This is a genomic window from Rhodococcus sp. OK302, assembly GCF_002245895.1.
GTDB lineage: Bacteria > Actinomycetota > Actinomycetes > Mycobacteriales > Mycobacteriaceae > Rhodococcus_F.
On record NZ_NPJZ01000001.1, the window covers coordinates 2056639 to 2083014 of the forward strand.

26 protein-coding genes are annotated in these 26376 nt (G+C 61.8%); 16 read left to right on the forward strand and 10 right to left on the reverse strand.

The genetic code is table 11. The annotated features are described in order from the left end of the window. Positions 1 to 84 precede the first annotated feature (84 nt). Entirely contained in the window at positions 85 to 2700 is a 2616-nt protein-coding gene (locus BDB13_RS09565) for a sacsin N-terminal ATP-binding-like domain-containing protein (RefSeq protein WP_254923006.1), read from the forward strand. Between the two features lie 8 nt (positions 2701 to 2708). Further along, positions 2709 to 3257 carry a phosphatase PAP2 family protein gene (locus tag BDB13_RS09570; protein ID WP_094271431.1) on the forward strand — a complete coding sequence of 183 codons (549 nt, stop codon included), beginning with the start codon at positions 2709 to 2711 and terminating at the stop codon, positions 3255 to 3257. A gap of 1 nt (position 3258) precedes the next feature. Here BDB13_RS09570 and BDB13_RS09575 read toward each other — a convergent pair whose 3' ends face one another. Then, positions 3259 to 3516 carry a DUF2530 domain-containing protein gene (locus BDB13_RS09575; RefSeq protein WP_094271432.1) on the reverse strand — a complete coding sequence of 86 codons (258 nt, stop codon included), beginning with the start codon at positions 3514 to 3516 and terminating at the stop codon, positions 3259 to 3261. Between the two features lie 103 nt (positions 3517 to 3619). Here BDB13_RS09575 and BDB13_RS09580 point away from each other — a divergent pair, with 103 nt between their 5' ends. The 3 genes from BDB13_RS09580 to BDB13_RS09590 all read left to right on the forward strand — a co-directional run bounded on the left by BDB13_RS09580 (position 3620) and on the right by BDB13_RS09590 (position 6968). After that, on the forward strand, positions 3620 to 5074 hold the full coding sequence (locus BDB13_RS09580; protein WP_094271433.1) for an NCS2 family permease: 1455 nt from the start codon (positions 3620 to 3622) through the stop codon (positions 5072 to 5074). A 64-nt stretch (positions 5075 to 5138) separates the two neighbouring features. Further along, entirely contained in the window at positions 5139 to 5570 is a 432-nt protein-coding gene (locus BDB13_RS09585; protein ID WP_094271434.1) for a MarR family winged helix-turn-helix transcriptional regulator, read from the forward strand. A 90-nt stretch (positions 5571 to 5660) separates the two neighbouring features. Next, positions 5661 to 6968: an MFS transporter gene (locus tag BDB13_RS09590; RefSeq protein WP_094274803.1), complete on the forward strand. Its 1308-nt coding sequence runs from the start codon at positions 5661 to 5663 to the stop codon at positions 6966 to 6968. Here the strand turns inward: BDB13_RS09590 and BDB13_RS09595 are convergent. Then, positions 6952 to 7500 (reverse strand): hypothetical protein, encoded by a 549-nt coding sequence (locus BDB13_RS09595; RefSeq protein WP_094271435.1) that lies wholly within the window; start codon positions 7498 to 7500, stop codon positions 6952 to 6954. The two genes, BDB13_RS09590 and BDB13_RS09595, sit on opposite strands and share 17 nt — an antisense overlap. Before the next feature lie 79 nt (positions 7501 to 7579). On the opposite strand from BDB13_RS09595, the gene BDB13_RS09600 reads away from it, so the two are divergent. From BDB13_RS09600 to BDB13_RS09610, 3 genes are read left to right on the forward strand one after another with little or no spacing between them, the layout of a single operon-like run. Beyond that, positions 7580 to 8176, forward strand: coding sequence for a TetR/AcrR family transcriptional regulator (locus tag BDB13_RS09600; RefSeq protein WP_206041705.1), 597 nt, complete (start codon positions 7580 to 7582; stop codon positions 8174 to 8176). Positions 8177 to 8206: 30 nt separating this feature from the next. Continuing rightward, complete coding sequence (locus tag BDB13_RS09605; RefSeq protein WP_094271436.1) at positions 8207 to 9013, forward strand: TrmH family RNA methyltransferase; 807 nt, start codon at positions 8207 to 8209, stop codon at positions 9011 to 9013. Next, entirely contained in the window at positions 9013 to 9270 is a 258-nt protein-coding gene (locus BDB13_RS09610) for a DUF2537 domain-containing protein (protein WP_094271437.1), read from the forward strand. Before BDB13_RS09605 ends, BDB13_RS09610 begins: the two co-directional genes overlap by 1 nt. Positions 9271 to 9295: 25 nt before the next feature. Here the strand turns inward: BDB13_RS09610 and BDB13_RS09615 are convergent, their stop codons facing one another. The 5 genes from BDB13_RS09615 to BDB13_RS09635 all read right to left on the reverse strand — a co-directional run bounded on the left by BDB13_RS09615 (position 9296) and on the right by BDB13_RS09635 (position 14343). Further along, the gene (locus tag BDB13_RS09615) at positions 9296 to 10279 is read right to left on the reverse strand and encodes a DUF6928 family protein (RefSeq protein WP_254922771.1); all 984 of its coding nucleotides are present in this window, start codon (positions 10277 to 10279) and stop codon (positions 9296 to 9298) included. A gap of 87 nt (positions 10280 to 10366) precedes the next feature. Further along, a complete protein-coding gene (gene sepH / locus BDB13_RS09620) occupies positions 10367 to 11296 on the reverse strand; it encodes a septation protein SepH (RefSeq protein ID WP_094271438.1) in 930 nt (309 codons plus the stop codon). 113 nt (positions 11297 to 11409) lie between these two features. Beyond that, positions 11410 to 11796 (reverse strand): DUF4234 domain-containing protein, encoded by a 387-nt coding sequence (locus BDB13_RS09625; protein ID WP_254922772.1) that lies wholly within the window; start codon positions 11794 to 11796, stop codon positions 11410 to 11412. 236 nt (positions 11797 to 12032) lie between these two features. Beyond that, on the reverse strand, positions 12033 to 13154 hold the full coding sequence (serC, locus tag BDB13_RS09630; protein ID WP_094274805.1) for a phosphoserine transaminase: 1122 nt from the start codon (positions 13152 to 13154) through the stop codon (positions 12033 to 12035). A 61-nt stretch (positions 13155 to 13215) separates the two neighbouring features. Next, entirely contained in the window at positions 13216 to 14343 is a 1128-nt protein-coding gene (locus BDB13_RS09635; protein ID WP_094271440.1) for a citrate synthase 2, read from the reverse strand. A 245-nt stretch (positions 14344 to 14588) separates the two neighbouring features. Here BDB13_RS09635 and pdxH point away from each other — a divergent pair, with 245 nt between their 5' ends. The 6 genes from pdxH to BDB13_RS09665 all read left to right on the forward strand — a co-directional run bounded on the left by pdxH (position 14589) and on the right by BDB13_RS09665 (position 20103). Next, the gene (gene pdxH, locus BDB13_RS09640; protein ID WP_094274806.1) at positions 14589 to 15302 is read left to right on the forward strand and encodes a pyridoxamine 5'-phosphate oxidase; all 714 of its coding nucleotides are present in this window, start codon (positions 14589 to 14591) and stop codon (positions 15300 to 15302) included. After that, positions 15299 to 16564, forward strand: a complete 1266-nt coding sequence (locus tag BDB13_RS09645) for an MFS transporter (RefSeq protein WP_094271441.1) — start codon at positions 15299 to 15301, stop codon at positions 16562 to 16564. The genes pdxH and BDB13_RS09645 overlap by 4 nt, the downstream gene beginning before the upstream one ends. 41 nt (positions 16565 to 16605) lie before the next feature. After that, positions 16606 to 17553, forward strand: a complete 948-nt coding sequence (locus tag BDB13_RS09650) for an aldose 1-epimerase family protein (RefSeq protein ID WP_094271442.1) — start codon at positions 16606 to 16608, stop codon at positions 17551 to 17553. Positions 17554 to 17909: 356 nt separating this feature from the next. After that, positions 17910 to 19208 (forward strand): citrate synthase, encoded by a 1299-nt coding sequence (locus BDB13_RS09655; protein WP_094271443.1) that lies wholly within the window; start codon positions 17910 to 17912, stop codon positions 19206 to 19208. Positions 19209 to 19335: 127 nt separating this feature from the next. Beyond that, positions 19336 to 19698, forward strand: coding sequence for an FKBP-type peptidyl-prolyl cis-trans isomerase (locus BDB13_RS09660; RefSeq protein ID WP_094271444.1), 363 nt, complete (start codon positions 19336 to 19338; stop codon positions 19696 to 19698). Positions 19699 to 19794: 96 nt separating this feature from the next. Further along, the gene (locus tag BDB13_RS09665; RefSeq protein ID WP_094271445.1) at positions 19795 to 20103 is read left to right on the forward strand and encodes an alkylmercury lyase; all 309 of its coding nucleotides are present in this window, start codon (positions 19795 to 19797) and stop codon (positions 20101 to 20103) included. A 25-nt stretch (positions 20104 to 20128) separates the two neighbouring features. Here the strand turns inward: BDB13_RS09665 and BDB13_RS09670 are convergent, their stop codons facing one another. Further along, positions 20129 to 20890, reverse strand: a complete 762-nt coding sequence (locus BDB13_RS09670; RefSeq protein WP_094271446.1) for an ABC transporter permease — start codon at positions 20888 to 20890, stop codon at positions 20129 to 20131. Continuing rightward, complete coding sequence (locus tag BDB13_RS09675) at positions 20887 to 21834, reverse strand: ATP-binding cassette domain-containing protein (RefSeq protein WP_094271447.1); 948 nt, start codon at positions 21832 to 21834, stop codon at positions 20887 to 20889. Before BDB13_RS09675 ends, BDB13_RS09670 begins: the two co-directional genes overlap by 4 nt. A 64-nt stretch (positions 21835 to 21898) precedes the next feature. Between BDB13_RS09675 and BDB13_RS09680 the strand changes: the two genes are divergently transcribed. Continuing rightward, positions 21899 to 22675 (forward strand): TetR/AcrR family transcriptional regulator, encoded by a 777-nt coding sequence (locus tag BDB13_RS09680; RefSeq protein WP_254922773.1) that lies wholly within the window; start codon positions 21899 to 21901, stop codon positions 22673 to 22675. 89 nt (positions 22676 to 22764) lie between these two features. On the opposite strand, the gene BDB13_RS09685 is transcribed toward BDB13_RS09680, so the two are convergent. Further along, positions 22765 to 25197: a lysylphosphatidylglycerol synthase transmembrane domain-containing protein gene (locus BDB13_RS09685; protein WP_094271449.1), complete on the reverse strand. Its 2433-nt coding sequence runs from the start codon at positions 25195 to 25197 to the stop codon at positions 22765 to 22767. Positions 25198 to 25399: 202 nt separating this feature from the next. On the opposite strand from BDB13_RS09685, the gene ppk2 reads away from it, so the two are divergent. Beyond that, on the forward strand, positions 25400 to 26365 hold the full coding sequence (gene ppk2 / locus BDB13_RS09690) for a polyphosphate kinase 2 (RefSeq protein WP_254922774.1): 966 nt from the start codon (positions 25400 to 25402) through the stop codon (positions 26363 to 26365). Positions 26366 to 26376 lie beyond the last annotated feature (11 nt).

Sequence of the window (26376 nt, forward strand, 5' to 3'; positions counted from 1 at the left end):
CGGGCGTGGGCGGATTCGCCTACCCGATTACGTGAAGACGCGGCCACCGAATCCGATTTGGCCGCAGCGGGTTACCGTGACCGGTTGCTGACGGAGTTGGCTCAGAACGCTGCCGATGCGGCGTCGAGAGCAGGCGTACCGGGATCCTTGAGTGTTGTGTTGGACGGTGAGGTTCTGACCGTCGCCAATACCGGCCGGCCGCTCGACGAGGACGGTGTTCACGCACTCACTGCACTCCGCGCTTCCGGCAAGGTCGACGCCGACGATGGCGTCGTGGGTCGGTACGGTGTCGGTTTCTCGGCAGTATTGTCGGTCAGTGACGAGCTCGAGTTGCGGTCGACGACCGGATCGATTCGGTTCTCCGCCAAGAAGACTCGTGAAGAGATCGAGAAAGCCGGCCTTCGAGTTCCGGACTCGGGAGTGCCTGTGCTGCGGCTGGTGTGGCCGTCGGACGAGAGACCCGGCGCCGGTGCTGATTCCGAAGTGGTGCTGACGCTTCGCGATGATATCGACGGCGGCGCATTGGTGTCCCGGATGGCTGCCGAGGCAGTCGATCTGCTTCTCGAACTTCCCGGATTATCTTCGATTCGGTTGGGCAACAAAACCTTTGAACGAACCGAGCGAGTCCTGGAATCCGGACTGACCGAGATTTCGATCAATTCCCAGGTGTGGTGGCAGTATCGAACTGCCCGTGCTCGCTGGATTGTTCCCGTCAAGCACGGAGTGGCCGCGCCGGTCGGTGACGACGTCCTTCGGGCGCCGACGCGATCCGATGAAGAACTGTCTATTCCGACGCTCGTTGTCGCAGACATCGCGATGCAGCCGGATCGGCGACGAATCCTGCCCGGTGCGCCCATCGCGCCGCTCGCGGCGGGGTACGCCGAGTTTGTTGCAGCGTTGCCGGTCGATCAACGAACCACACTGGTCCCGGTGCCCGCCTTTGCACGTAGTGAGACGGATTCGCTTCTGCGCGAGGCGCTTCTGAAGGAGCTGCAGGAAAATCCCTGGCTTCCCGTAGTGGGTGAACCGGACCGGGCGCCGCAACGTGCGTCGGTCGTTCCGGGGCTCAGCGACGAGTTGGCAGAGTTGCTCACCGACATCATCGGCGGCTTGGTCGTGCCGGAACTTTCGGGTCCGCGCCACGAACGCGCGCTGGCGGCAGTGTCGACACACCGAATCGGGCTCGCTCGAATCGCGGAACTGCTCAGCGGGCTGGAGCGGGAACCGTCGTGGTGGTGGCGTCTCTACGGCGCTCTGGAGCCGCTTGTCGTCGACGCGCTGGCCGTGGAAGAGCTTGGTACGCTGCCGGTCCCGTTGTCGGACGGGCGAATTGTCACCGGCCCGCGAACAGTAGTTCTGGGTAGTGAACTCGGTGAATCCGTGCCGCCGGTGCCGTGGACACGGCTGGTGCACCCGCAGGCATCGCACCCGTTGCTTGCGCGGTTGGGCGGAGTGGGTGCGACTGCAACGGATTTGCTGTCCGACCCCGCATTGCATGCACTCATCGAAGACGCCGCCGATCAGGATGATTCCGTCGCAACGGAATTGGCGTCGACGGTGTTGGCTTTGGCTGCGCATGTCGCGCCGGGTGCGTTGCCGTCATGGATCGGTGAAGTGTTGCTTCCCGATTCTGACGGGGAACTGCGTTCCGCCGATCAGTTGTTGCTGCCGGGAGCGCCGTTGGCGACCGTGCTGGTCGACGATTCACCGTTCGGCATTGTGGATCCAGGTTTTGTGGAACAGGTGGGGGAGCAGGCACTTCGAGTAGTCGGTGTCGGTTGGGGCTTCACCGTCTTCCGGGAAGAGTTGCCGTCCGGACCGGATCACGATCTCGATTCCGAGGATCAGTGGTGGGACACCCTGAGTGAGGATCCCGAGCACATCGAGGCTGTGCGTGACCTCGATCTGGTCGACGAAAACCGTTGGGCAGCAGCGTTGTCGCTTCTCATGGAGTCGCCCGCGACGCGCCCGCTGCTGGGTGACCGCCGCGGCTACACCGCGTGGTGGCTGCGTTCGAATGCCGAACTGGGCGGCGAGATCCTGGGCTTGCTGCGAGCACCCCACGACCGCACATTCGAGGGATTGCTCGACGTAGCAGACCACCCGGAAGCTGACGATCTGCGCGGAGTATTGGCGGCGGATACCGTCGACGACCCGGAACTGGCTCAGCTCCTCCTCGATCGACTCGCGGATCCATTGCGGATGCCCACGCCGGCCGTCGTTGCACGTGCTCATCGCCACCTGGCAGACGCCGCCCGGCGTCGCGTTCTCGATCTCGACGAGCTGAGCTTGCCGAGCTTCGTTCGCGGACTGTCCGGCGACCTCGTCGAACCCGGCGACGCCCTGGTACTCGATCGGCCGTGGTTCGGTCCGGCGTTGCCCGCGCAGCGAGTTGTCCTGGGCAGCTTCGAGACTGCGGAAGCGTTGGCTGACCTGCTGGACATCGCGACTGCGTCGTCGGCTGTCGACGGTCAGGTCACGAGCAGTGGAGTTACCCGGTTGTGGGCCGAGGAGCCGCAGGCCGTCCTGGCATTTGCCGCGCTCGGACGAGAGGTACCCGAGGGCGAGGTAGTGATTCACCACGAGCTCACGATCCGGCTGAGCGGCGCTGCCGAGGGAACCGTGACCGTCCCCTGGTGGGTGGACGGCGACGGTGTCCATCACGTGATGCGTGTGTGGGCCCAGCCCGAGGAGATGTGAGGGAACAGGTGTCGTTCGACAATTGGGTGCTGGAGACAGCCGTGCATCAGCGCACGCCGTGGTTGGTCGACACAGTGGACGTCATCACCGACAGCGGCGGCACCCTGAGCGTGTGGATGATCGCGTCGGTTCTGACAATCACACTTCTGATGCGCGCCCGACGCGTCGACGCTCTGATGGTCGCCGGTTCCATGCTCACCGGGCTGCTGGTGATGACGGGACTCAAACACATCTTCACGCGGACCCGTCCGCCGATCCCGGAGCGGCTCGTCGAGATCGATTCGTATTCGTTCCCGTCGGGGCACGCGATGATGACGGCGATTCTCGCGACGGTGGTGGCCGCCGTGGTCGTTCGTCTGACATTGCCGAGGCTCGCAAAAGTGGCCATGCTCACTGTGCTTGCGGTCTATACCGTCGCCGTCGGGTTTTCTCGTGTCTACCTGGCCGCGCACTGGATGACCGACGTTATGGCCGGCTGGGCCTTCGGAGTCATGTGGGCCGGGCTGTGGATCTGGGGCTCGAGTCGATTGCAGCGCCGGCAGCTGCAGCCCGCCTGAGCTAGTCGGTCAGACCCGCACCTTGTTGGGCGCCTTTGCTGCCTCGCAGCGCTGCTCGGCGCTGAATCCAGAACAGGCCGTATCCGAGGAACCCGACGCCGATTCCGGCGTAACAGACGGGTAGAACGTCGGACCAGCGGTCGCCGCTCAGCAGGACCACGACGGTGGCAACTACCCACACCGCCGTGCCGATGATGAGAGCTTGTCCCGGTGCGGACAATCGCTCGATCAAGTTTGTTGTGTTCGGAGTCTCGTTCACGAAATTAACGCTACCTGTGCCACCGTGCCTTACTCTCCCTTAGTGCGACCGGCCTTCATGTGCGCCGGTAAAGGCGACCTCCGAGGCAATGAGGAAAGAAGACATGGCGGCATCCGGGAAAATTCTCGACACATATTTCAAGATCAGTGAACGAGGGTCCACGATCTCCACCGAGGTTCGCGGCGGTGTTGTCTCATTTTTCGCGATGGCATACATCGTGGTGCTCAACCCACTGATCCTCGGCAGTTTCTCGGCTGACGACGCCGTCGCCAAGGTCGACGTCCTCGGAAACATCCTGCCGGTCAACCAGGTGGCTGCCGTCACGGCGTTGGTCGCCGGACTGATGAGCATCGCCTTCGGCGTCATCGCCAACTACCCGTTTGCCATTGCGGCCGGCCTGGGTATCAACAGCCTGCTCGCAGTGACGATCGCCCCGCAGGTCACCTGGCCCGAAGCCATGGGACTGGTGGTCCTGGACGGCATCATCATTGTGGTGTTGGCGCTCACCGGTTTCCGAACCGCGGTCTTCAATGCGATTCCGAACGCGCTCAAATCGGCGATCGCAGCTGGTATCGGTATGTTCATCGCCTTCATCGGCTTTGTCGACGCCGGATTCGTCCGTCGTATCCCGGACGCCGCGGGCACGAGTGTTCCCGTCGGACTCGGCATCAACAGTTCCATCGCATCGTGGCCGACTGCCGTCTTCATCTTCGGTGTCCTTCTCATGGGCGTCCTCGTGGTGCGCAAGGTTCGCGGTGGCCTGCTCATCGGCATCGTCGTGACGACCATCGTGGCTGCGATCATCGAGGCAGTTGCCGACGTCGGACCGTCGCTCGGAACCAACCCGAAGGGCTGGAACCTGAGTGTTCCCGCGATCCCCGACATGTTCGGAGGCATGCCCGACCTGAGTCTGGTCGGTGAGGTCAGCCTGTTCGGCGCGTTCACTCGAATCGGAGTTCTGGCTGCCAGCCTGCTGGTGTTCACCCTTGTTCTCGCCAATTTCTTCGACGCCATGGGCACCATGACGGGCCTCGGTAAAGAAGCAGGACTGACCGACAAGGACGGCAACCTTCCCAATGTCGGCCGCGCTCTGGTCGTCGAAGGTGCCGGTGCGATCGTCGGTGGTGGAGCTTCGGCGTCATCGAACACCGTGTTCGTGGAATCGGCTTCGGGTATCGCCGAGGGCGCCCGCACAGGTCTGGCGAATGTCGTGACAGGTTTGCTGTTCCTGGTCGCCATGTTCCTGACGCCGCTGTATTCGGTGGTGCCGATCGAGGCAGCAGCACCAGCGCTGGTAATTGTCGGTGCACTGATGATCGGGCAGGTTCGTGACATCGATTTCACGAAGTTCTCGGTTGCCCTGCCCGCATTCCTGACCATGGTCGTCATGCCGTTCACCTACTCGATTGCCAACGGCATCGGCGTCGGATTCATCTCGTGGGTCGTCTTGAACGCCGCCAGCGGTGAAGCCAAGAAGATTCACCCGTTGCTGTGGGTCGTGGCGGCTCTCTTCATGGCCTACTTCACGGTTGGACCGATTACCGACGCACTTACGTAAAACTTTCAACTAGCCGGTACCCGATTACCCGGTTACCGGCTAGTTGTTGACGTATTGTTCTCGCGTGACCACCGAAACCCGTGCGTTGGCCAGTGATTTGTCGTTGGCTGTAGTGCGTCTCAGTCGGCACCTGCGAGGCCGAAGGGCCGACGCGCAGGTATCTCTGACGCAGCTTTCTGCTCTGGCCACCCTGAGCCAAGACGGGCCGATGACGCCCGGCGCCCTCGCGGCTCGCGAAAAGGTTCAGCCGCCATCGATGACCAGGGTGGTTGCTTCCTTGGCCGAGAAGGGGTTGGTGGAGCGTTCGCCCCACCCCACCGACGGGCGTCAGATTATCGTGACGTTGTCCGACGCCGGCCAGGCTTTGCTGGCTGACGAGACTCACGCACGTGAGGCCTGGATGAACGAGCAGCTTTCAGGCTTGAACGCCGACGAACTCGCGACACTTCGTGGCGCCGTCGGGATCATCACCGTTATGGTGAGCGCGCCCGAGTAACCTCGCCGCATCATTTCGGTCCGAGATAATTACCGGAACGAACGATCGTAGGGGCAAGATGGGGCTGTGCCCCGTGATCCCGACTCCGGCATGTTTGCCGCACTCCGCAACCGAAACTATCGGCTCTGGGCGTCCGGGCAGATCGTTTCGCTTGTCGGAACGTGGATGCAGCGCATCGCCCAGGACTGGCTGGTACTGACGCTGTCCGACGGCAATGCGTTGGCCGTGGGCATCGTGATGGCGTTGCAGTTCGGGCCCACCCTGTTTCTTTCGGTGTGGGGCGGCGTCCTCGCCGATCGGTACGACAAGCGTCGAATCCTCATCTTCACCCAGTGGGCGAGTGCGTCGTGCGCGCTCGTGATGGGACTGCTCGATGTGGGCGGAATCGTCGAAATGTGGCACGTCTTCGTGATTGCGTTCGCTCTCGGATGCGTCTCGGCGGTGGACGCTCCCGTGCGGCAGTCGTTCACCATCGAAATGGTGGGCAAGGAAAACCTGTCCAACGCAATTGCGTTGAACTCCATGACCTTCAACACCGCTCGCATCATCGGCCCGGCAATTGCCGGTGTACTGATCAACGTCATCGGCACCGGGTGGGTGTTCCTGCTCAATGTTGCGACGTTTGCCGGCGTTCTCATCGCGCTCTCGCTCATGAACACCAAGGAGCTGACGCCGTCAGAACCCGCTCCTCGGGCCAAAGGGCAGGTGCGCGACGGATTCCGGTACGTGTGGGGGCGCAAGGATTTGCGCGTGATCACGCTGACCGTCTTCATGGTCTCGACGTTCGGACTGAACTTTCCGATCAGCCTCGCGGTGATGGCTCGAACCACATTCGATCGAGGCGCCGACGCCTACGGACTGCTCTCCACCACGCTGGCGGTCGGCACGTTGGCGGGAGCGGTGTACGCCGCGCGGCGTAAGGAAGCGCCCCGCTTGCGCACGTTCCTCTTTGCTGCCACGGGCTTCGGTGCCTTCGAAATAGCCGTCGGCCTGATGCCGACCTATCCGCTGGTGGCGTTGATGCTGATACCCGCCGGCGCACTCACATTGACCTTCAGTACGTCGGCGATGAACATCCTGCAGATGTCGGTGCCTTCGGAGATGCGCGGACGGGTCATGGGCATCTACATGCTCAGTTTCCTCGGCGGAACACCGCTCGGAAGTCCGGTGCTGGGTTGGGTGGCTGACACTGTTGATCCTCGGGCACCGCTGATCGTGGGCGGAGCGATCTCCCTGTTGGCGGGTGCCTTGGCCGGTGTGTATCTGCTGCGCAGTGAGCGCCTGAAGCTACGACTGAAGATGCCCGACGGCGGCGGTAGGTTGCCGGTTTTCGACGTGCGGCCTGCTGTTGTCTGTGATGCGGCAGAGCAAGCGGTGGAAGCTAACCGCGTGCCGTGAGCTTTTCTCGTTTGGGAAACAGCGTGTAGCTCAGCGCGACGACGGCCCAGATTCCGAGAACCAGCGTCAGGTTGCTGATCCAACCTTCGAGCGCTTCGGTACGACCGGCGTCGTCGACGAGGAAGATTGCGACGGTCAGTAGGCCGCACGAGATGGCCCAGGCCAGAGCTGCTTTTCCGAATTCGCGCCACTCCCGCAGTGCCCGCGGGGTGCCGTATTTCGGCGGCGCGACGGGCCGGGGACCGCCGGCAAATCGGTAGGAGAACTGGGCGTCGGCCCAGGCGACGAGGCTGTGCCCGAACGCGACGGATACGCCGATATACGCGGCAGCGAGCCCGTGGCTGAAGTTTGCCTGGCCACCGCCGCGCAGATCGAGGGCTGTCGCGACCAGGAGTACAACATCGACCAGCGGCGCGCAGATCAACAGTGCAGCACCGAGCGTCGGCTTTCGGAGTAGATAGCGGGCGGCTAGTCCCGCAGCGATGAAGACCCAGAACATTATCTCGCAGGCAACGATCAGGTGGATGATCATGAGACCTCATTTCTAGTACGACTGTGTTAGTTACGGAAAACTAGCACAGTCGTGTTAGTTTTGTGAAGTGGTGAAACGAATGAGCGCTGAGATGCGGCGCGAGCAGATAGCCGAAGCCGTCTGGCGAGTAATCAGACGCGACGGGATCGCGGCCACCAGCGTTCGGACCGTCGCCGACGAGGCAGGAATGTCTACCGGTTCGCTTCGGCATTTTTTCGCGACCCAGTCCGAGCTGTTGGTTTTCGCCATGGAGCTGGTGGTCCTCCGCGTCGAAAAGCGGATCGGCGCTATCGAATTCGACCCTGATATGCGGCGCGCCATCCGTCAGTTCGCAGATCAGTTCGTTCCGCTCGACGATGATCGCCGCGAGGAAATGCAGGTGTCCATCGCCTTTGCGGCCGCAGCCCAAACCGATTCAGCGTTGACCGCAGTACGCGATCGGACCGATCAAGTCTTGTTCGATCACTTCCGTCAGTTCGTCGCGGCACTGCAGAACGACGGCTTCCTTCGGTCGGACGCCGTTGTGGACGTCGAGGCGATGCGTTTGCACGCCGTGGTCGACGGTCTCGCTGTGCAGGGCGTCAACGATCCGCGGAGAGTGAATCCTGCCGCCGTTGCGCAAGTTCTCGACGCCCATTTTGCTTCGATGTTCAGGGCAAACGGGAGCAGTGACTGACTGCCGTACGCGATACGGCACGATAGAGCAGTGGTTCACGTTATCGATATTTCAGATCCCGCCGATCCTCGGCTGGATGACTTTCGCGATCTCAACTCTTCCGATCGCCGCCCGGACCTGCCGGAAGGCAAGGGTCTGGTCATCGCCGAAGGAGTTTTTGTCACGCAGAGACTCCTCACATCCCGCTTCCCGACCCTCAGCCTGCTCGGTGTCGAGCGGCGACTCCTCGAGTTGGCCGACGATCTCGACGGCGTCGACGTTCCCTTCTACCGGACAACCGCTGACGTCATGGCCGAAGTGGTGGGCTTCCATCTCAATCGTGGGGTGCTTGCCGCAGCCGGTCGGCCTTCGCCGTTGGCCGTCTCGGATGTTTTGCGAGACGCAAAAACGGTAGCCGTCCTCGAGGGCGTCAACGACCACGAAAACCTCGGCTCGATGTTCCGCAACGCCGCCGGTCTCGGTGTCGATGCGATCCTGTTCGGCAAAGGATGTGCAGATCCGCTGTACCGCCGTTCGGTTCGCGTCTCCATGGGCCATGTTCTGCGAGTGCCGTTCGCACACGTCGAAAAGTGGCCCTACGATCTGGAAGAACTGCGCAGCAACGATTTTCAGCTCATCTCTCTGACGCCCAATCCTGAGGCCGTGACCCTGGCTCAGGCTATGACCGGCGACAAAGTTGCATTGCTGCTTGGAGCTGAAGGTCCGGGATTGACCGAACATGCCATGCGCGCCACAGACATTCGCGCCAAGATTCCCATGGCGCCGGGAACCGACTCGCTCAACGTCGCCACTGCCGCCGCGATGGCCTTCTATGAACGCGTCAGGACAATGCAGTAATGCCGAGCCGAACTCCCTGGGCTACCGGAGTCGCGGTTTCGATTTTCGCCGCGATGCTGTCTACGGTTGCCGTGGCCGCATTCAGTGAGGGGCTCGCAAACGTCAACGTGGTACTGGCGATCCTAGTCAACATCGTTGCCGTCGGAGGATTGGCGCCGACGGTCTGGCGGTGGAGAGCGGTTCCCGTATGGCGGTGGGTGGTTTACGGTGCGGTAGTGGGTATTCCGTTGGGCTGGATCGCTGCGATAGCGGCCTGATCGGATCCGGTTCTGCCCGATCGTGTCAGTGGAAACCGAAGTACCGGGCCAGGCGGCCACGCTTCTTCGGTTGCGGCGCCGAAGGTTCCGGTGCTGCCGGTTCTGGGGCTGAAGGTTCCGGTGCTGCCGCGTCGACAATCGGCTCCGCAGCTTCGGCAATCGGTTCCACAGTCTCGGTCTCGAGTTCTTCGATCGGGGGATGAAGTTCCTCGATCGCTTCTGGCTCTGGCGTCGGCTCTGGTGTCGGCTCTGGCTCCGGTGCGGGTGCCGGTTCCGGAATGGAAACCGTCTTGGGTTCCGGCTCCACCTTCGGGGCGGCAAGTTCCAACTTCGCCTTCGGTGCCACAAGCTCCAACGTGATCTTCGGTGCTTCGACCTTCTGGTGAATCTTGAAGCCCCACAACAAGATTTGTGTCTTGTCGAGGTCGTCGTCATGAGGGGTGCCCGTGTACCGGAAGCCGAGCCACTCTGCATTGGCGGCTTCAGCGAACTGCTGGGGATGGAACGGCAAAGACTGCGGGTCGGGCAATACGCCCGGGGGATAGCGCAACGGGTGCTCGCCGGCCCAGTACGGCAATTCCCAGGTTTCCGGGATACCGATGTTCTCGACGATGTCGATCGGCAGTGCGCTGAACGAACGCCGCAACTGGCCGTCTTCCCACAGTGCGAAGGAACCCTGAGCGCGGCCGGGGACGGAACTGACCAGCAATGTTCGCGGTGCGTGGGGTGAAAGTAACCACGTTGCAGGCAGTTCCGAAGGAAGGACGGAACTCAGTTCGGTGCTACAGACGACGCTGATGTTCTGGTACACCCCGACGAAGACGTAGCCGGGTTGTACGGTGGCGGCCGTCGAGAGTGGATGTGGCCCGAGGGATTCGAAGTCCTTGCCGGGGTACAACCGCTTTGCCGTCGCAAGCGCCGCGCTCTGATCGGGCTGGGGGTACGTGCTCAGTTCGGCGCGCGCGTCACTGCTGTCGATAAACCAGATTGTTGATACCCGTGCGGCCACCGATCGCCCTTTCTCCTGTACTTAGCTGTTAAGAAGAATACGACGAATCGGCTGACGGCTTGCCCGTCGGGGCGCAGGGTTGCAGTGTCAGCGTCCGCTGCTACGTACGCCGAGGAGAACGTCGTCCCACGACGGGAGCGCAGGCTTTCCGCGCTTGTCCTTGGTGGATGGTTGCTGCGGTGCTGTCTTGGGTGTGGTCTCTGCCACCGGTTCCGGAATTTCTTCGGAAACTACGGGTTCGGGCTCGATTTCGACTGGTGCTGAAATTTCTGCCGGAGCCGCGATTTCTGTGACCGTCGGGATTTCGGTGACAACCGCCACCTCGGTCTGGATATCGATTTCGGTCTTGACTTCTTCGACCGGAACGAATTCGTTATCGACCCGTGACAATTCAGGCTTCTCGTCCACGACGGGTGCCAGACCACGTAGCGGACGGCCGAAATCCGGATCGATCAGATCGAATGCGGTGTCGTCGAGTGCAACGATCGTCCCGCCGTGTGCGTCCGGCTGGTAACGCCAATGCGCGGCATTGGTGCTGCGTCCGGCCTGCCACTGCAACTGGGCAACCCAGTGATTGTCTTCGTCGCGCCAGGCGTCCCACGTGGCGTCGTCGATGGTGTGCCCGCGGGCACGAAATGCGTGAGTCACGATTTCTGCGAGGGTCGGCACAGTTGGGCCGTTATCGCGGATCGGGTGGCCGCCTTGCGCCATTTCCGCTGCACGGGAGCGTTCCAGGAGGACAGGGTAGGCGTATCGCTCGACCTTGCTGACGGGAATCCCGGCTTCTCTCGATACCTGCTCGACGGAAGCGCCGGAGCGGATGCGGGCCTGGATTTCCCGGGGGCGGAGCTGGCTGTCGGTCTCGATCTCGATCTGGCCCAGTCGAGCCATATCGCCCCGAGATGCTGCACGCAGTTTGTCATCGGCGGGGATACGAAATTTCTCGCCGGTTTGGGCGTCCGCGCACACCACATGCGATCCATCGGGTTCAAGTCCGATCACTCGAAGCTCTCGCACATTGACCTCCCTTATCGCGTCGGCTCGCGACTTTGCGCCGCAATTTACTGTAATTCATTTGTGATCAGCGGTCCGGCAGGACACTCCCGAAGGGTGTGCCGCTCGGACCTACGTCACACGTACAGCGGAACCGGCGTCTCCGGCAGGGCGCCGGGATAGCGATCGACGATCTTGTTCAGTTCGATCTGCAAATACAGCGTGTTCAGTCCGAAGGCAAACGCCAGAATCCACGACAGTGTCGGCGAGCACGTCGGTGGCAGTCCCGCCGCGATCTGTGCGTCGCGGACACGTGCGCCGGCGTTGTGGAAACTGATGAGCGGTCCGATCACCGTCCAGCTGAGCAGAAGGAGGACAAGCATCGGGCCGGCGACGGGGATGTTGCGGCGACGATCGAATTCGGACATCTCGTTGTGAATTTTGTAGTACCAGACGAATACGTAGATCCCGAGCGTGATGAGGGGCAGACCGATCCACACTGCAAACGGGTTTCGGCGTTTCATTGCCAGTCCGCTCGAGGCAGGTTGTCCGTATGAGGCGGATGAATCGACGAATTCTGATTCGGACATAAGGTCCCCCGGTCTGATTGATGGCAATAATCCCAGTTCAGTTCAGAATTGGGATGTTAGTGCGCGTGGCAGCTGTTCAGGTCGGAATCCGTCGGATTGGTCTGAATACACTGCTGGCCCCGATTCGAAAGGAATCGGGGGCCAGCAGATGGAACGAGTCGAGAAATGGCTCAGCCGAGCTGTGAGACGACCCAGTCGATGCTCTTGGTGAGCTGGGAAACGTCTTCGGGATCGATGGCCGGGAACATGCCGACGCGCAGCTGGTTGCGGCCGAGCTTGCGGTAAGGCTCGGTGTCGACAATTCCGTTGGCGCGCAGAATCTTCGCAACCTCTGCTGCATCGACATTGTCGTTGAAGTCGATGGTGCCGACAACCTGCGAGCGGTGTGCCGGATCAGCGACGAACGGGGTGGCGAACTCGCTGGCCTCGGCCCAGTTGTACAGGCGCGAGGAAGAATCAGCGGTGCGTCCGGTGGCCCAGTCGAGGCCGCCGTTGCTGTTCATCCACTCGATCTGGTTGGCGAAGAGCAACAGGGTTGCCAGCGCCGGGGTGTTGTACGTCTGATCCTTGGAGCTGTTGTCCACGGCGATGGGCAGGGAGAGGAAGTCGGGGGTCCAGCGACCCGAGGTCTTGATCTCCTCGACGCGCTCGAGAGCGGCCGGGCTCATCAGCGCGATCCACAGACCACCGTCTGAGGCGAAGCACTTCTGCGGAGCGAAGTAGTAGACGTCCGAATCGGCAACGTTGACCGGCAGTCCGCCGGCGCCCGAGGTGGCGTCGATGGCGATGAGGGCGTTCTCCGAACCCGCGGGGCGGGAGACGGGGATTGCGACACCGGTGGAGGTCTCGTTGTGTGCCCAGCCGATGAGGTCGACGGACGGGTCGGAAACCGGCACCGGTGCGCTGCCCGGATCAGCGGAAACGACGATCGGGTCACCGATGAACGGGTTTGCCTTGGCAACCGAAGCGAACTTGGAGCTGAACTCACCGTTGGTCAGGTGCAGCGACTTCTCGCGGATGAGGCCGAAGGCTGCGGCATCCCAGAACGCGGTGGTTCCACCGTTGCCGAGGACGACCTCGTAGCCCTCGGGCAGTGAGAACAGATCGGCGAGGCCGGAACGAACGCTGGCGACAACGTTCTTGACCGGCTTCTGGCGGTGGCTGGTGCCGAACACCGAAGCGCCCACGTCGACCAGGGACTGCAGCTGCTCGGGGCGAACCTTGGAAGGACCGCAGCCGAAGCGTCCGTCAGCGGGCTTGAGATCGGCGGGGATGATCGGTGTGGAGGTCATCGCTTCTTTCTGTTCCTTCACTTGTGTTCTGTACTACCGTGATTGGTGATTAGAGCAGGTGTTACGCGTGGCTGATCTGATCCCAGCCCTCGACGGACTCGGGGGAGCGGGGTGCCGGGCCGGTGTAGATGGCGGCCGGACGAACCAGTTTACCGAGACGCTTCTGTTCGAGGATGTGTGCACACCAGCCGGCGGTGCGGCCACACGTGAACATGGCGGGCATCATGTGCGCGGGAACCTCGGCGAAGTCCAGGATGACAGCAGCCCAGAACTCGACGTTGGTCTCGATCGCGCGGTCCGGACGACGCTCACGCAGTTCGGTGAGAGCGGCCTGCTCGAGAGCTGCAGCGGCTTCGTAGCGGGTGGCGTTGAGACGCTTCGCCGTGGCGCGGAGCACGCGTGCACGGGGATCTTCGGCGCGGTAAACGCGGTGCCCGAAGCCCATGAGCTTTTCCTTGCGGTCCAGGATTCCCTTGACCAGGGCGCGGGCGTCGCCGGTGCGCTCGGTCTCTTCGATCATCGGGAGAACGCGTGCCGGTGCGCCGCCGTGCAGCGGGCCGGACATAGCGCCGATGGCACCGGAGAGGGAAGCCGCGACGTCAGCGCCGGTGGAGGCGATGACGCGGGCGGTGAAGGTGGAGGCGTTCATGCCGTGCTCGGCAGCGGAGACCCAGTACGCGTCGATTGCCTCGACATGGGCCGGGTTGGGCTCACCCTGCCAGCGGACCATGAAGCGTTCGGTGACGGTCTTGGCTTCGTCGATGCGCTTCTGCGGAACTGCGGGCTGGTAGATGCCGCGCGCCGACTGTGCGACGTAGGACAGTGCCATGACGGATGCGCGTGCGAGCTGGTCGCGGGCGGTCTCGTCGTCGATGTCGAGTAGCGGTTCGTAGCCCCAGATGGGAGCCAGCATCGCGAGTCCGGCCTGGACGTCGACACGGACGTCACCGGTGTGGATGGGCAGGGGGAACGGCTCGGCGGGCGGCAAGCCTGCGCCGAAGCGTCCGTCGACGAGCAGGGCCCATACATTACCGAAGGTAACCTTCTGGCCGACCAGATCTTCGATGTCGACGCCGCGGTAGCGCAGTGCGCCGCCGTCTTTGTCGGGCTCGGCGATGTCACTGGTGAAGGCGACTACGCCTTCGAGTCCGCTGACGAAATCGTCGGGTATTCCTGCGCTCACTGCCATTCTCGTGGACTCTCCTCGTTCGAGTGCGCCCGGTCAGAGTCGCACTGCCTCAGCCTTCAGCGATTGCGCGTCAAGTGCTCGCGGGATGAGCACGCACTTCGCGTTGTCTTGCGCAATCTTCTCGTCCCGATTCAGCTGCGGTCGCTGATGCGGCCTGCGATTCGAATCGGGTCTAGCCACGGCAAACTTTAGCGGGTGCCGCACGGCCGGTGACCGGTGAGTACCCGGGAGTAGCGTTCTGGGCTGTGTCGAAGGAACGTCAGGACCCGGTGGTAGTGAACAACGAACTGGCTGCGATGCGGGTGGGGTATCCGCAACCTGGCAGTGAATCAGAGGCTGTGCACGATCGGATGAGCGTCGAATTGGATGTGAGTCAGGTCGAGGACGGCTGGCTTCCGCTCATGCGTCAGTGGCTGCAGGACGCCGTCGAGGCCGAGGCGCCAGAACCGAACGCGATGACACTGTCCACTCTCGACGAGCACGGGCACCCGACGTCCCGGACGGTTCTCTGTAAGGGCTTGTCCGAAGCCGGGGTTCTGTTCTTCACGAACTATCGCTCCGACAAAGCGCGTCAGATCGACGCCCACCCCTTTGCGTCGGTGAATTTCACCTGGCTGACGCTCGCCCGGCAGGTCATCGTGCGAGGCGCGGCCGAGCATGTGAGTGAGCAAGTGACACAAGAGTATTGGCGCACCCGGCCGCGGGGGTCTCAGCTCGGGGCCTGGGCGTCGTCGCAATCACAACCCGTCGAATCGCGGGCCGCGTTGGACGAACAACTCCGTGAAGTCGCTGCGCGCTTCGGCGTCGACGGTGAGATTCCGGTGCCACCGCATTGGGGCGGGATCCTGATTCGCCCCGAGATCGTCGAATTTTGGCAGGGCCGCGCCAACCGCATGCACAATCGGGTCCGAACTGCCGTCGTCGACGGTCGGTGGTCCGCAGTTCGACTCCAGCCGTGAAGAGTGTTCTCGCGGACACGACTCCGCTCGAGAATCCTGATTATCGACGGTTGTGGACCGCCGGAATCGTCACGGTTATCGGCGCCCAACTCAGTGTGGTCGCAGTCCCGCAGCAGGTGTACGTCATCACCGGCAGTTCCGGCTATGTGGGTTTGACGGGAATCTTCGGTCTTGTTCCCCTGATCATTTTCGGGTTGTGGGGTGGCGCCCTCGCCGACGTGATGGATCGTCGACGGCTGTTGATGATCAGTTCGATCGGCCTTGGTGTCACGTCGGTGCTGTTCTGGATTCAAGCTGCTCTGAACGTGAACAACGTCTGGCTGGTTCTCACACTGTTCGCGGTGCAACAGGCGTTTTTCGCGGTCAACCAGCCGACTCGGGCCGCGATCATTCCGCGATTGATTCCGGGAGCGCAGTTGCCGGCTGCGAACTCACTGAACATGACTGTGGTGCAGTTCGGTGCGATCGCCGGGCCGCTGTTGGCGGGTGTGCTCATTCCGACGGCCGGTCTGGCTCTGCTGTACCTGCTGGACTCGATCTTTCTGCTGGCCACGTTGTGGGCCGTGTGGAAGCTCCCGTCGATACCGCCGACCGGAACGTCGAAGCGCGCAGGTTTCCGAGAAGTCCTGAGTGGGTTTTCCTATCTCGCGACACAGAAGGTGCTGCTCGCGTCCTTTGTCGTCGACATCATCGCCATGGTGTTCGGCATGTCCCGGGCGTTGTTCCCGGAGATTGCGGAAGAAACCTTCGGCGGCCCACCCGAGGGCGGTTTTGCTCTGGGACTGCTGTTCGCGGCGATGTCGGCGGGTGCCGTACTCGGCGGCGTCTTCTCCGGGTGGTTGCCACGAGTTCAATACCAGGGCAAGGCAATTCTGGTCTGCATCGTCTTGTGGGGATTGTCGATGATCGGATTCGGTGTGGCCGTGTACTTCGCGAGTCCGAGCTCCAGCGCGATTTATCTGTGGGCAGCGGTGGCATTCCTGGCATTCGGCGGTGCCGTCGACATGGTGTCTGCAGCCTTCCGCAGCACGATGCTCCAGCAAGTTGCGACGGACGACATGCGGGGTCGGCTTCAGGGCGTCTTCATCGTCGTTGTGGCGGGTGGCCCGCGTATCGGTGACGTCCTGCACGGCGGTGCGGCTTTCCTGTTCGGAACGGGGGTGGCGGCGGCCGGCGGTGGCGTTCTGGTGGTTGTCGGGGTCGTTGTGGCGGCAATCGCCTTCCCGACGTTCGTTCGGTACAAGGTGGGACGCGCCGCCTGACGTCCTGGTTTGCGGACGGTTCGTGGTGGAAACTTAAGTCCATGACGCAACCGCACAGCACGGGTAGAGGTGGGTTCGAGATCCGTGGTGGCGGCTATCGGGCTGAGATCGCGGCGGCGGGAGCCGGATTGCGATTGCTCGATCACGACGGTCCGTCAGGGCGTCGTGCGCTCACCGAAACCTGGGAGCTCGGTTCGAAACCGCCGTTGTCCGCCGGACTGGTGCTGGCGCCCTGGCCCAATCGGATCCGTGACGGCCACTTCATGTTCGACGGTATCGAACATCAGCTCGAGATCACGGAACCGGCTTTGGGGAATGCCAGCCACGGGTTCGTTCGTCGACGCAATTGGAGTCTGGTCAACCACACGTACAGTCGCGTCGAATTGTCCGTCGACGTGGGATTACACAAGGGTTGGCCCTACCCGTTGCAGTTGACGATCGTCTACGCGGTGGACGAGAGCGGCTTGACCGTGACACACACTGCGACCAACAAGGGCGCGACGCCGTCTCCGTTCGGACTGGGAATGCACACGTTCATCCGGGCCGGCGATTTTCCGCTCGACGAATGTTCTCTCCATCTGGCTGCGGGGACGCGGTTGCCGATCGATCCGCAGCGGTTGCTGCCCAACGCGTATTCGCAGCCTGTTGCGGGCACGGATTTCGATTTCCGGACGCCGCGTTCGCTCGAAGGTGTGCAGTTGGATACGCCGTACAGCGCGTTGGACGTCGGCGACGGCAGCGGACGCACGCAGCACGAGTTGCTCGCACCCGACGGCACCGGGACGGCGCTGTGGACGACGCGTGAGTTCCCCTGGATTCAGGCGTTCATCGCAGATCCCGCAAACGACAAGGGTTATCCGGATCGTGGACGGGCGTTGGCTCTCGAGCCGATGACGTGCCCACCCGACGCCTTCAATTCGGGAATCGACATGTTGGTTCTCGGGCCGGGGAAGACATGGACGGGCACGTGGGGGATCCGCGCGTTGTGATTCCAATCCCAAATGCTGGGAGCGCGTAACGAAGCTGTGGACGACCCCGATGGAGGTGAGTTGTTGAACGCAGTTCGGCTGTGAAGCGGGTTTCACGGCGGGCCGATGTGGTGCAAAACGACAACCCGTCGGCAAATGGGCAGTTCACGGTAGGTTTTCGAGTGTGAACATCGGATCGCGTGCGTCCGCGCCCCAGTCGATGAAACTTGTTTCAGTTTCGGGGGATATGTCTAACTCATCGAGGGCTGAAATCCTTCGCGGAGCTACCCTCCCTCGGCATGTTTTGTTCGGTGCGACTAGTTTCTAGTTGAATCGTATGAAGTTACTCGTTGGTTTGAGCTTGAGAGGGATCCTTCGTGCCCGCTGACAATGACACAAAGCCCACGCTTACTTACCCCGGTGGTGAGCACACGATGTCCATTGCCAGGGCAACCGAGGGCAATGACGGCATCGAACTGGGAAAGCTGCTGGCCAATACGGGGTACACCACCCTTGACCCCGGCTTTGTGAACACTGCATCCACCAGTTCCGCAATCACCTACATCGACGGCGAGAAGGGCATCCTGCGTTACCGCGGATACCCCATCGAGCAGTTGGCCGGTAAGTCGACGTTCATGGAGGTCAGCTACCTGCTGATCTACGGTGAGCTTCCCACCGAGGTCCAGCTCGAGTCCTTCACGGACCGCATCCGTCGCCACACGCTCCTGCACGAGGACCTCAAGCGGTTCTTCGACGGCTTCCCGCGCAACGCACACCCGATGCCGGTTCTGTCCTCTGCAGTCAATGCGCTCTCGGCGTACTACCAGGATTCCCTGGACCCCGAGGATCCGGAGCAGGTGGAGCTTTCCACCATCCGTCTTCTTGCGAAGCTGCCGACCATCGCGGCATACGCGTACAAGAAGTCCGTCGGACAGCCGTTCCTCTACCCGGACAACTCGTTGAGCCTGGTCGAGAACTTCATGCGCATGACGTTCGGCTTCCCGGCCGAGCCGTACCAGGGTGATCCCGAGGTCGCCAAGGCACTCGACATGCTGCTGGTCCTGCACGCAGACCACGAGCAGAACTGCTCCACCTCCACCGTGCGCATGGTCGGTTCCTCCGACGCCAACATGTTCACGTCGGTCTCTGCCGGTATCAACGCACTCTGGGGCCCGCTGCACGGCGGCGCAAACCAGGCCGTGCTCGAGATGCTCGACGAGATCAAGGCCAACGGAAGCACCGCAGCCGAGTTCGTCCGCAAGGTCAAGAACAAGGAAGACGGCGTGAAGCTCATGGGCTTCGGGCATCGCGTCTACCGCAACTACGACCCGCGCGCTGCGCTGGTCCGCGAGACCGCGCACAACATCCTGGGCAAGCTCGGCGGCGACGACGAATTGCTCAACATCGCAATGCAACTCGAAGAAGCGGCTCTCACCGACGACTACTTCATCGAGCGCAAGCTGTACCCGAACGTGGACTTCTACACAGGTCTGATCTACCGCGCGATGGGCTTCCCTCCGCGCATGTTCACCGTGCTCTTCGCCATGGGCCGTCTGCCCGGGTGGATCGCACACTGGCGTGAAATGCACGAGGATCCGGCCACCAAGATCGGCCGCCCTCGTCAGATTTACACCGGCTACACCGAGCGTGACTACAAAGACATGACGTCCCGCTAACGCGCTATTGGCGACATGACGTCCCGCTAACGCGCTACTGGCGACATGACTTTCCGCTAGTTTCACTCACCAAAACAATTTCGCCTCGACACCCGGACCTGTCCGGATCGTAGTTCAGGAGGACATCATGAGTAGCAAGCCCGTAATTGAATTCCAGGAAGGCCCCGCGCCTACCGATCTGGTCATCAAGGATCTGGTTGTCGGAGAAGGCACCGAAGCCGTTCCCGGTGGCACCGTCGACGTTCACTACGTCGGTGTCGAATTCGAATCCGGCGAAGAGTTCGACTCTTCCTGGAGCCGCGGCGAGTCCATTCAGTTCCCGCTCCGCGGTCTGATCAAGGGTTGGCAGGACGGCATTCCCGGCATGAAGGTCGGCGGACGCCGTCAGCTCACCATCCCGCCGGAGCTCGCCTACGGCCCGGCCGGGGCCGGCCACCAGCTTTCCGGCAAGACCTTGGTGTTCGTGATCGATCTGCTCAACGCCAAGTAAGTCGCAGTACCGCTGGTACAGATTTTCAAGAAGCGTCCTGCTCGACCGTCTGGTCGGGCAGGACGCTTCTTTTGTCGCAGTGGCGATAATGACGGTATGGACATCGAGATTTTGTATGTGGATCAGTGCCCGAACTCCGACGAAGCCGGTGTACGAGTGAAGGAAGCGTTGGCGGAGGTCGGCCTGGTCGACGTCGCAGTGTCGTACCGGTTGCTGGCCACCGATGACGAGGCAGCGGCGGTACCGTTCGCGGGATCGCCGACGATTCTGATCGATGGTGTCGACGCCTTCCCTGACGCTGACAGAGTTACCGACTTGGCGTGTCGCGTCTATCCGACGGAGGACGGGTTGAAGGGCTACCCGACCGTGGACCAATTGGCCGCTGCGATCCGGAGACGCGTCTAGGCTCCGGTCGCGCGCGGGTCTCGGGTCAACTCGTAGTCTTGCGTCGGTAGAGCCAGTTCGCCCACACAAATCCCATGACCGCGATTCCCAGGCACCACGCGAGTGCGATGACGGCGCTGTTTCCGATCGGTGTCCCCATCAGGAGCCCACGCACCGTCTCGATGATCGGTGTGACCGGTTGATGCCGCGCAAATCCCTGAAGCCAGGACGGCATGGATTCTGCGGGGACGAAGGCGGTGCTGACGTAGGGCAGAAACATGATGGCGAAGGTGAATCCGCCGGCGGCTTCAGGATTTTTGGCCACGAGGCCCAGTGCTGTCGAAAGATATGACATCGCGAAGACGAACGCGATAATCACGCCGGCGACAGCGAGCCAGCGCAGTGGATCGCTGGTTGGGCGAAATCCCATGATCAGGGCGACTACGATCACGATTGCCGTGGTCAGAATGTTGCGGACGACGCTGGCGAGCACGTGCCCGGTCAGGACCGACGACGGCGCGATCGCCAAGGTCCGGAAGCGATCGATGATTCCGTCCTTCATGTCGCTCGAGACGCTCACCGCCGTGGTGGATGCGCCGAAACCTGCGCACAGCAGAATGATTCCGGGAACTACGTAGTCGATGTACTCGCTGCCGGTGTTGATGGCTCCGCCGAACACGTACACGAAGAGCAGCATGAGTATGACCGGTAGCGCTATTGCCGTGATCATCGAATCCGGGCTGCGTAGAACATGTTTGAGATTTCGCCGGAGCATCACCGCGGAATCGGTGGTAGCTGTTGTTGTCATCGGACACTCGCAATCTCGGATTGAGCGGTCAAGGCGAAGAACACGTCGTCGAGGTCGGGTGTGTGCACGGAGAATTTTTCGACGGTGACCGTTGGGTCGTCGATGGAGTCGAGGATTGTTCTGATCGACGACACGGCCCCGTCCGACGGGATCTGCAGGGTCAAAGTTTCGGGTGATTTGTGTGCGTAGGGGAATACTGTTGCGGCGTAGTCGAGTTGCGCCGGATTTTCGAATTGCAGCGCCACGTGTCCACCAGGAACCAGCCGTTTGAGTTCGTCCGGTGTTCCCTCGGCGACCAGTCGGCCGCCGTTCAATACGCCGACGGTGTCTGCCAACTCGTCTGCCTCGTCGAGGTATTGGGTGGTCAGGAAGATTGTGACACCCGACTTCGTGAGCGTTCTGACGATGGACCACATTTCGTGGCGACTGCGCGGATCCAAGCCCGTCGTGGGTTCGTCGAGAAAAACAATCTCCGGTTGCGCGACCAGGCTCATTGCAATGTCGAGTCGTCTGAGCATGCCGCCGGAGTATTCGCCTGCACGCTTGCCTCCGAATTCCGTGAGGTCGAATTGTTGGAGCAATTCGTCGGCGCGGTGTCGGGAACCCTTCCGGCCCAGGTGATTCAGCTCGCCGAGCAATACCAGATTCTCGGTTCCGGTGAGCAGAGTGTCGACCGCTGCGTACTGGCCGGTGACGCTTATCCGTCGGCGAACGTTCTGAGGATCGTCGCGAAGTGAATGTCCCGCGACGGTGATGTCGCCGGAGTCGAACGGGATGAGGGTTGTGAGAATTTTGACTGCCGTGGTCTTTCCGGCTCCGTTTGCTCCGAGTAGGGCGTAGACGGATCCGGAGGGTACTGACAGGTCGAGTCCGTCGAGTACGTGCTGGTCGCCGTAGCGCTTACGGATTCCGCGGGCTGAGATTGCGGGGACTTTTGTTGGCATCTGAACCTCCGGTAGAGAACTGTGTACACCATAAACTCGTGTTTATAGCGTACACAGTTCTAGGATGATGGCAAGAGCGAAGAGATGGGACGGTATGGACACCGGCGACGACGGCGCGTTACCGAAAGTTGTGGAGTTGGCCTGGGGTCTGGACCAGCCGGGCACGCGCGGTCCCAAACGCGGTCTCAGTCTCGAACAAATTCTTGACACTGCGATCGAACTTGCTGATGCCGAGGGCGTTACAGCCCTGTCGATGGGCAGGGTCGCCAAATCGCTCGGATTTACCACGATGTCGCTCTATCGATACGTGTCGAGCAAAGACGAACTGCTCGAACTGATTTCGGATCGAGTAGTCGGACCTCCGCCAGTACTTCCCAAGGATGCGTCGTGGCGAGTTCAGTTGGAGGCGTGGGCAAATCAGGAATACGCAATGATGGTGAGTCGGCCGTGGTGGCTGAAGTTACCGATCACTGCTCCGCCGACCGGACCCAACAACATGGCCTGGTTGGACGCTGGATTGGGCGCCTTGGCGGGTGTGGAACTGACTGCGGCGTCGAAGTTTCAAGTGATCACCAACGTTTCGCTGTTCGTGATCGGCCGTGCTCGTTTTGTCGTAGATCTGGCCGCACAAACTGTTGCCGACGAAGCGGCGTACCAGGCCGTCATTGCACGTGTCGTAAATCGTGAAGATTTCCCCCACCTGAGTGCTGTGATAGCAGAAGGTGGGCTCGAAGACGAGCCTGCTGCCGAAGAATCCGAAGACATCGACTTCGGCTTCTCGCTCGGCTTGCTTCTCGACGGCGTCGAACAGTTGGTGCATCGATCCCGAAGGACGGTGTGACGTCTCGATGGATCAGGTGGCGATCAGGCTCCGGTGGTTTTTCCTGACCTCCATGCTGGAAAGTGTTCGTCACCGACGGGTTTTCGGCATCACACCATGTCGTTTTTCTGCAGCCACCGCAGAGTCGGCCAGCCACAGAAGACGGGCAGCCAGCACGTCAGTACTCGGTAGAGCAACACCGACGGAACTGCGATGCTCGGCGGCAGCCCGAAAGCAGTCAGTCCACCGATGAGGGCGGCCTCGACGGCGCCGACACCACCGGGCGTCGGTGCGGCCGACGCGAGAGTTCCACCGATCATGGTAACGATGGTGACGGTAATGAACGTTGTTCCGCCGCCGAACGCTTCGACGCTTGCCCACAATGCGAGGGCTGCGCCGAGAGTTGTTGCGGCACTTCCACCGACGATGATGAGGAATCGAGTGGGGTTGCGCGCCAACTGGCTCAGCTCTCCGAGGACTTCGGTGACCTGTGGCCGGAGATCGTTGTTGAGCCATTGCCGGAGTTTGGGAATGAACATGAAGGCGCCCAGGATTCCCAGTGCGATGCCGCCGATGAGGTAGAGCACCGTCGAACCCGGAATGAAGTGCGACAGATTGGTGTCTCGGCCGGCGACGATCGAGAAGAAGATGAGCAGACCGACATGGGTGACTACCTGAACGGTTTGTTGCAGGGCAACGGCTGCGGTCGCTCGGACGGTGCCCAGTCCGCCCTTTTGCAGGAAGCGGACGCTGAGTGCCAAGCCGCCGACGCCGGCGGGCGTCGTCGTCGCTGCAAATGTGTTGGCTACCTGCATGATCAGGAGGTGTCGGTAACTGACCATGGATGATGCGCAGGCCCAGAGGGCCGCTGCGGCGCCGACGTAGGTCAGTGCCGAGACGGCAAGTCCCAGGAGTGCCCACCACCAGTTTGCGGTGTTGAGTTCGGTGATGAAGGCCGGTACCTGGCTGAGGAATGGGTACGCGACGTAGACCAATCCGATGAGCAGCACCAACTGGATGATCTGATTCCGGCTGAATCGTGTGACCTGCGCGGGGGCGATTTTCTCGATGCCGTTCTTGGCGCCGACCTCGTCGCGGATCTCGGTCATCAGCGGGGTGGAGTCCGGGATTCCCCGGCGGATACGGTTCGGCATCGCCGCGGTTGTCAACCGGCCACTGGCCCCGAGAATGGTTTCTGCGCCTTGAATTCGGATGGCCGTCTCCACTGCCTGATCGACACCGAACAGTGATGCAGTCGTCAGGAGAAGTTGTGCGTTGTCCGACTGCATCTGCACTTCGGTGGCGCCGAACTCGGAATACGCGTAACCGCCGAAGAGGACCGTTCCGCCGTCGACGTGGATCTCGGATGCGCGGAGGTCGCCGTGGGCCATCTGATGGATGTGGGCGGTGTGCAGTGTCTGCCACAGTGCGTCGATAAGTTTCGAGGACTCACCTTCGGCGTCGAGGTCCTCGGTCTTGTGCTCCTGGGCGGCGACGGAGAGGGGGATTCCGCGTGGCGAGGGACGCGCGTACATTTGCCAGCCGCGGTCGAGTACCGAGATCGCGACGGCTTTGGAGCTGGCGAGCCCGATATCGGCGAAGGCGATTCCCATCAACGCGCGATGTTCGACGGCGCGGCGCAGTGATCCGTGGGGCGGGGGAGTTTCACGATTGCGGAAGGAGATCCAGCGGAAGGTCTGGCGGATCGCCCCGCTGCTTCTCTGATTCTGTCCGTACAGTTCGACGGTCAACGCGTCGCACAGTTCGCCGTCCGGGGATTGATCGATCGCCGCGGACAGGACGAGAGGGCCGATGCCCGACGGGCTGACCACGCGGAAAGCCGTGACACGGAAGCCGCGTTTCGACAGCACCCGGACCGCGGAATCCAACGGAACCTCGAGACCCGGAGTGCCGACGACGAGCACGATCACGGCACCGATGAGGTAACCGACGGACAGTCCGAGCATCGACCTCGCCGGCACGATCGCACTGACCACAAGGTGGATCGGGGCGAACAGCAGGAGCAGGGTCCACCAGGCGCGACGCCACTTCTTGGGCAGCCATGGACCCGATACGGTCAGAACAGCGGCCAGCATCGCGATCCAGCGGGGGTCGTCGAGGAACTGTGAGAGGAAGGTGGCGTCAAGGCGGTCAGGTACGTCGAGATGCCATTTCGGGGCTGCGAGTCCGGTACCGGTGAAGGACAGCGCTACGAGCGCGATCAGCCCGGCGGCGGCGTATCCCGCGAGCAGCTTCCACCGTCGACCCACAATCAGTCCGATGAGAATCGCGAACGGCAGTGCCAGGATCGCGATGCCGTACAGAAGGTAGACGGTGTCCGACAGGCTGGGGGAGAGAACGCCGACGATGTTCGAAACGGACGTCTCGAGAGCGTCCCACTGGCTGCGTGTAATCAATGAACCGGCGATCACACCGCCCATGAGTACAGCAGCGACGGCCACACGCATGATGTCGCTGGTTCTGCGTTGCAGCGGCGGCAGAAGGCTTCCCGTTACCGGGATGTCCCGTCCGTCAACGCGCATATGTTTTCAGAACTCTCTCGTGCTCGAGCGGCAGCCGTCGTGGCTACCTCGAATCAAAGTACCGTGCGTGCATCGGTGCGCTGCGATGCAAGGACGTGTCGGTTGCGGGCGTGATGGTAATTGCCGCAGAGATCGTACGTGTCCGGACAGGAGCGCGTAAAATTCACATTCCGGATGCTCAACGGTAAGGAGCGCACATTTTATGAGTCCAGAGTCGAATGGTGTGGACGGAAGGGTTCCTGACCTGCCACTTACCGCAACCAGAATTTCCGTGACCGAGGACTACGCGCAGGAGATCGACGAGATCGCGAGTCTGACGGCCAAACTTGGCGGGCTGGAATCTGCTGAATTCGCGGATGCCTGGAGACAGGGCTATCCGTACGAGAAGAAGATGTCGCGCCGTGAGTACGAGCGGAAGAAGCGTCGGCTTCAGATCGAACTACTCAAACTGCAACTGTGGGTCAAGGACACCGGTCAGAAAGTTCTGATCATCTTCGAAGGCCGCGACGCGGCCGGCAAGGGTGGCTCGATCAAGCGTTTCACCGAGCATCTCAACCCTCGCGGGGCACGCGTCGTCGCCCTCGAGAAGCCGACGGACATCGAGCGTACGCAGTGGTATTTCCAGCGGTATGTCGCGCACCTGCCCAGCGGCGGCGAGATCGTCATGATGGACAGGTCTTGGTACAACCGCGCCGGCGTCGAGCGCGTGATGGGATATTGCACCCCGACCCAGTATCTCGAATTCATGCGTGAGGCACCGGAATTCGAGCGGATGCTCGTCAACTCCGGGATTCACCTGCACAAATTGTGGTTCTCGGTCAGTCGAGAAGAGCAGTTAGCGCGATTTGCCGCCCGCCGAACAGATCCGGTGCGTCAGTGGAAGCTGTCACCCACAGACCTTGCCTCCCTTGATAAGTGGGACGACTACACCCAGGCCAAAGAAGCGATGTTCTTCTACACGGACACAGGAGACGCTCCGTGGACCGTGATCAAGAGCAATGACAAGAAGCGGGCACGGCTCGAAGCGATGCGTCACGTGCTCGCCAGTTTCGAATACCCCAACAAGGATCACAAGCTTGTGGGAACCCCGGATCCCTTGATCGTGGGACCGGCCTCCGCAATCTTCGAAGAGGGCGAGCACGTCAACGTGGTTTTGCCGAGCATTTAGCAGTCGCACGG